This is a genomic window from Rathayibacter agropyri, assembly GCF_013249015.1.
Lineage (GTDB): Bacteria > Actinomycetota > Actinomycetes > Actinomycetales > Microbacteriaceae > Rathayibacter > Rathayibacter agropyri.
Genome location: NZ_JABRPL010000015.1, coordinates 1 through 4,900 on the forward strand (window position 1 = coordinate 1; position 4,900 = coordinate 4,900).

A 4,900-nucleotide genomic window follows, 5' to 3' on the forward strand; every position below is an offset into this window, starting at 1 on the left:
CCTGTGGGAGAGTAGGACACCGCCGGACACCATTCACGATGGCCACCCACACACTGGGTGGCCATCGCTGTTTAACCACTGCCACTCACCCCGCGTCTCCGTGGAGCGCGGCGCGGGTTAGGGTGGTGCGACGGCTGGTGCCGTCCTCCTCGCCCTTGGGCGGGTCAACTCCACAGAGCATCACCACGACAGGCGAGGAACGCATGGACGACTCAGGATCCGATCGCAACGAACGGAATCCCAGACGGCGCGATGAGCGACCGCCCCGCGCCGGCGGTTCCGACCGGTCCTCCGGTAACCGTGGCGGTTCGGGACACTCTTCTCCGCGCCGCGATGGTGATGCTCGCCCGCCCTATCGCGGTGGTGGTGAGTCCCGTCCGCAGCGTGGCGGTGACTCGCGTCCGGGCCGTGACGAAGGTGCTCGTCCGCCGTATCGCGGTGGTGGCCAGTCGCGTCCGGATCGTGGGGGTGATTCGCGTCCGCGTCGTGATGGTGATGCTCGTCCGCCGTATCGCGGTGGTGGCCAGTCGCGTCCGGATCGTGGGGGTGATCCGCGCCCGCGCCGTGACGGCGAGTCGCGTCCGCCGTTCCGCGGAGGTGGTCGCGACGGTGGGGCGCGCCCGTGGTCGGATGATCGACGAGGGGCCGGAGACCGCCCGGCTGGGGGCCGAGGACGTGAGAGCGTCGGTGGTGGCCGCGGTGGTTCGCGCGAGGAGCCGGAGCTCACGGAGGAGGAGCGCGAGCGCCGGTCGCTCCAGTCCGTGCGCCCGCGGCACGACGACCCCGATCTTCCGGACGATGTGCAGGCGAAGGACCTCGACAAAGTCGCCCGCAATGAACTGCGCACTCTCTCGAAGGACAACGCGGAGTGGGTCGCCCGTCACCTGGTGATGGCTGGCCGGCTCCTCGAGGAGGATCCGGAGCTTGCCCACCGGCACGTGCTGTCCGCCGCGCGTCGTGCGGGTCGCATCGCGGTCGTCCGCGAATCGCTCGCGATTTCGGCCTACGCCACGGGCGACTTCGCTCTCGCTCTGCGGGAGTTGCGTACCTTCCGCCGCATCTCCGGGTCGGACGAACAGGTGCCGTTGATGGTCGACTCCGAGCGCGGAGTGGGCCGACCGGACAAGGCGCTTGAGCTCGGCCGTTCTCTCGATCGCGGCACGCTCAGCCCGGGGGCTCAGGTGTCGCTGGCTATCGCCATGTCCGGGGCGCGCCTCGACCTCGACCAGGCCGAACTTGCGCTCATGGAGCTGGAGATTCCGCAGCTCGATCCCGACCGCGCGTTCTCCTACAGTCCTGATCTCTTCGCGGCCTATGCCCTCGTGCTCGAGGAGCTCGGACGCACCGACGAGGCTGACCAGTGGCAGCGCCGCGCGGACGTCGCAGCGCAGGCGGTTTTCGCGGCCGAGGGTGGCGGCGACGACGAGACGATGGAGGTGATCGAGGAGGTGGCCGCTTCGGTGCCCGAGGTGGCCGCCGACTCTCGTGGATCCGCCGTCGTCGCCCCGAGCATCGAGGAGGATGCCGATGTTTCGCATCAGCACCAGGACTGAGCCGTCCCCGCTCGACGGTCGCGACGCCGTCCTCGCCGATCTCGACGGTGTCGTCTATACGGGCGCCGATGCGATCCCATTCGCCGTCGAGAGCCTGAACCGCGCGGGGAAAACGCTCCGAGTCGGCTATATCACCAACAACGCCTCGCGGACCGACGCCTCCGTTGCAGGACACCTGTCGGACCTGGGTCTGACCGTCCGGCCGGAGGACGTCGTCACCTCACCGCAGGCGGCGGTTGTCCTGCTCGCCGACCTGGTTCCGGCGGGCGCGACGATCCTGGTGGTCGGCGGCGAGGGGCTGACCACTGAGGTCGAGCGGGCCGGCTTCACGGTTACGCGCAGCGCGGATGATGCGCCCGCGGCCGTGATCCAGGGCTTCGCGCCCACTGTCGGCTGGGAGCAGCTGGCGGAGGCGTCCTTCGCCCTGCACGCGGGCATCCCGTGGGTCGCGACCAACACCGATTGGACGATTCCGGTCGCGCGGGGCATCGCTCCGGGCAACGGCACGCTGGTCTCCGCGGTGCACACCGCGGTCGGCCGGCTTCCCGTCGTGGCAGGCAAGCCGGAGCGCGCCATCTTCGACGCGGCCACCGCTCGCTTCGGCTCCGCGAATCCGCTCTTCATCGGTGATCGGCTCGACACCGACATCGCCGGCGCCAACGCTGCCGGCATGGACGGCGCGCACGTGCTCACGGGAATCGACCGGGCCAAGCAGTTGCTCGCGGCGGAGCCGAAGCTACGGCCGCAGTACATCCTGGGCGATCTGCGGGAGCTGCACGTGCCCTACCCGGCGACCACCGTGTCGAAGAACGGGACGCACACGGTCCGCCGGGCAAGGGTCCGGCTCGACGGCGACTCCGTGGTGATCGTGGACGCCGGTGACGACGCGATCGATCTGCTCCGGGCCGCATGCTCGGTGATCTGGTCGTCGGGTCGTGCGATCTACGGGCTCGAGGTACCGGAGTCCCTCTACACCTGATCGCGCACGGCGGGCTCCCGGCGTCCCTCGCGGCGCAGGAGTCCGTCGGTCCGCCCGGCGAGTGCCACCGCCGCCAGAGCGAGCAGGGCGCCGTAGGCGAAGGTCGCGCTGAATACGCCCATGCCTGCGCCGACTAATCCGGTGACCGCCGCAGCGAGGAGGCCGGTCACGGCGAGCGACACCGAGGCTCCGGTGGAGTCCGCAATTTGTAGCGCCGAGCTGTTGAAGCCCTCGCGTCCCGGTGCGGACAGGGCCAGAGTCATGGTTCCGATCCGCGGGTACATCGTGCCCATGCCGCCGCCGGCGAAGAACCAGCCGACCGCGGCGACAGCGGGGGCGAGATGGAGCACGGTGGTCAGTAGCACAACGGCGATGCCCGCGAGCACCAGCGCCGTGCCCAGCCTCATCGCGCCGCCGTGGCTGAGCCGGGTGCCGGGGCGGCCCTGGAGGTTCGAGCCGAGCGCCCACGAGAGGGCGCCCGCCGTCAGCGTCGCTCCCGAGAGCCACGGCGGGAGGCCGTACTGCTCGGAGAGGAGCAGGGGGAGATACACCTCCGTGCCGAAAAAGGCGGCGGCGACCAGGCCGCGCAGCAGGATCACCGACGACAGCACTCCCCGGGCGCGCAGGGTGCCTGCGGGCAGGAGGGCGCGGACGGCGACGAGGACGACCACCATCGCGGCGGCGGCGAGGAAACCGGAGAGCCCGGGTGCGATTTCAGCGCTCGTGCTGAGTACGACGACTCCTGCCGACACGACGACGGCGCGGGCGATTCGTCCTCTGGCGCCCCGGTCGAAAGGGAGGCGCTCCTGCGGGCCGAGGGCGCGGAGGGTCGGTGCGACGGCGGCGCTGGCGAGGGCGACCAACGCGACGACCCCGAAGAAGACCCAGTGCCAGCTCGCGACCTCGACCACCACTCCCGCCACGAACGGGCCGATCAGGGACGGCACGACCCAGGCGGCCGCGAAGGCGCCGAAGATCCGCGGATGCAGCTCGCCGGGATAGACGCGGGCGACGAGCACGTAGAGGGTGACGGTAATCCCTCCGCTGCCCAGGCCCTGAAGCAGGCGGGCCGCCACGAACACCGGCATCGACTGCGCTGCACCTGCGGCGATCAGGCCGAGCGTGAACAGCAGGATCGCCGTCAGCAGAGCGGGAGTGGGACCACGCCGGTCGGCCGAGGAGCCGGCCGCGACCATCCCGACGACGGCGGCGGCGAGAGTGGCGGCGAACGCGAGCGGGTAGAGAGCACGCCCGTCGAGGTCGGCGCTGACGATCGGCATGATCGTCGTGACCGCAAGGGACTCGAAGGCACAGAGAAAGACGAGACTCGTGGTCCCGACGGTGGTCAGGAGGAAGGGAGCCGAGGTGATGCCGCGGCGATCGAGCGAACGCACTTGCTCTACAGTACGCCGCACGGATCAGCGGTATACGGCCCAGTCATCCTTCGCGAGAACCGTCGGAGTGCCCTCGATCTCGACGAGCCAGCCGGCCTCGTCGCGTTCGAGGTAGCGGCCCTGCACGATTTCGGGGGCCCAGCCGCCATCGCGGGAGGAGATCCAGCGGACGAAGCGGACGGTGCCTCCGCGACGGAACAGTGTGCCGTTGTGGTCGCTCATGCGGGGATCTTCTTCACGGAGAGGTCGTCGGGGGACGAGGTTTCGGGGAGGAGGTGGAGGCCGAAGCGGCCGTTCGAGTTGTTCGAGAGCTCGCGGAGCCAGTGGGGGTTGAGCGTGATCGGGGCGATGCCGTCGTACTCGTAGCGGGTGGGGATCCCCGGGTGCAGCCACAGTTCCGACCGGTGGCCGTCGTCGTCATCGATCGTGAGGAGGAAGCCCTCGCCGCGGCGAAAACGCGAGGTGATCACGGCCTGCAGGTGGGCGAGATCCCGGTCCTTGAACGAGTGCGCGCTGGCCGGAGCACCGTAGAGCAGACGACCCATCGTGCACCTCCTGAACTTGGCGGCACACTGGAAGCGGCCCGCTGCGACGACTGTAAGCAATTGCTAAGTCGGTTGACTAAGAGTCGGAGCGCCGAGTGCGCTTTCGGGACAGAAGCGCTCACACTCCCCTCGAGGTGGTTCGATGAGGACGGCGAGTTCCCATCGCGGGTGCCTGCCGCTCGGAAGGTGCCTGCCGTGAATGCTCGACCCGATCTGTTCGCGCTGCTGACGCGACTCCGCACCGCCGAACGTGACTACGACGGCCGCGTGGAGCGCCGCTTGGGTATCGGGGCCACCGATCTGGCCGCGCTGCGAATTATTGAGGCTTATGCAAAATTCGGGTAGGGCTTCGTAAAAGCCCTGGTCAGAGGCTTGTTCGCTGGGCGTGCGAGGGAATTTTGCCTCAGCCTCACTGATCACAACGTAACG

At 69.4% G+C, this 4,900-nt stretch carries 7 protein-coding genes; 3 read left to right on the forward strand and 4 right to left on the reverse strand.

The genetic code is table 11. The features are described from left to right. Positions 1–212: 212 nt before the first annotated feature. On the reverse strand, positions 213–776 hold the full coding sequence (locus tag HRF29_RS14490) for a hypothetical protein (RefSeq protein ID WP_173249557.1): 564 nt from the start codon (positions 774–776) through the stop codon (positions 213–215). Here HRF29_RS14490 and HRF29_RS14495 point away from each other — a divergent pair. Together HRF29_RS14495 and HRF29_RS14500 are read left to right on the forward strand one after the other, a co-directional pair. Next, on the forward strand, positions 762–1,553 hold the full coding sequence (locus tag HRF29_RS14495; RefSeq protein ID WP_343043761.1) for a tetratricopeptide repeat protein: 792 nt from the start codon (positions 762–764) through the stop codon (positions 1,551–1,553). The genes HRF29_RS14490 and HRF29_RS14495 overlap by 15 nt on opposite strands. Further along, complete coding sequence (locus HRF29_RS14500; RefSeq protein WP_173249558.1) at positions 1,522–2,532, forward strand: HAD-IIA family hydrolase; 1,011 nt, start codon at positions 1,522–1,524, stop codon at positions 2,530–2,532. Before HRF29_RS14495 ends, HRF29_RS14500 begins: the two co-directional genes overlap by 32 nt. Here the strand turns inward: HRF29_RS14500 and HRF29_RS14505 are convergent. From HRF29_RS14505 to HRF29_RS14515, 3 genes are read right to left on the reverse strand one after another with little or no spacing between them, the layout of a single operon-like run. Further along, the gene (locus HRF29_RS14505) at positions 2,523–3,926 is read right to left on the reverse strand and encodes an MFS transporter (RefSeq protein WP_343043762.1); all 1,404 of its coding nucleotides are present in this window, start codon (positions 3,924–3,926) and stop codon (positions 2,523–2,525) included. The two genes, HRF29_RS14500 and HRF29_RS14505, sit on opposite strands and share 10 nt — an antisense overlap. Positions 3,927–3,950: 24 nt before the next feature. Further along, positions 3,951–4,148: a hypothetical protein gene (locus tag HRF29_RS14510; protein ID WP_173249559.1), complete on the reverse strand. Its 198-nt coding sequence runs from the start codon at positions 4,146–4,148 to the stop codon at positions 3,951–3,953. After that, entirely contained in the window at positions 4,145–4,471 is a 327-nt protein-coding gene (locus HRF29_RS14515) for a DUF7882 family protein (RefSeq protein WP_173249560.1), read from the reverse strand. The genes HRF29_RS14510 and HRF29_RS14515 overlap by 4 nt, the downstream gene beginning before the upstream one ends. A gap of 195 nt (positions 4,472–4,666) precedes the next feature. Between HRF29_RS14515 and HRF29_RS14520 the strand changes: the two genes are divergently transcribed. After that, positions 4,667–4,816, forward strand: a complete 150-nt coding sequence (locus HRF29_RS14520; protein ID WP_173249561.1) for a hypothetical protein — start codon at positions 4,667–4,669, stop codon at positions 4,814–4,816. Positions 4,817–4,900: the final 84 nt, after the last annotated feature.

Excerpts from the sequence above, each read along its gene's own strand:
- HRF29_RS14500 (WP_173249558.1), top strand. The coding sequence starts at position 1,522 with ATGCCGATGTTTCGCATCAGCACCAGGACTGAGCCGTCCCCGCTCGAC.
- HRF29_RS14510 (WP_173249559.1), bottom strand. The coding sequence starts at position 4,148 with ATGAGCGACCACAACGGCACACTGTTCCGTCGCGGAGGCACCGTCCGC.
- HRF29_RS14515 (WP_173249560.1), bottom strand. The coding sequence starts at position 4,471 with ATGGGTCGTCTGCTCTACGGTGCTCCGGCCAGCGCGCACTCGTTCAAG.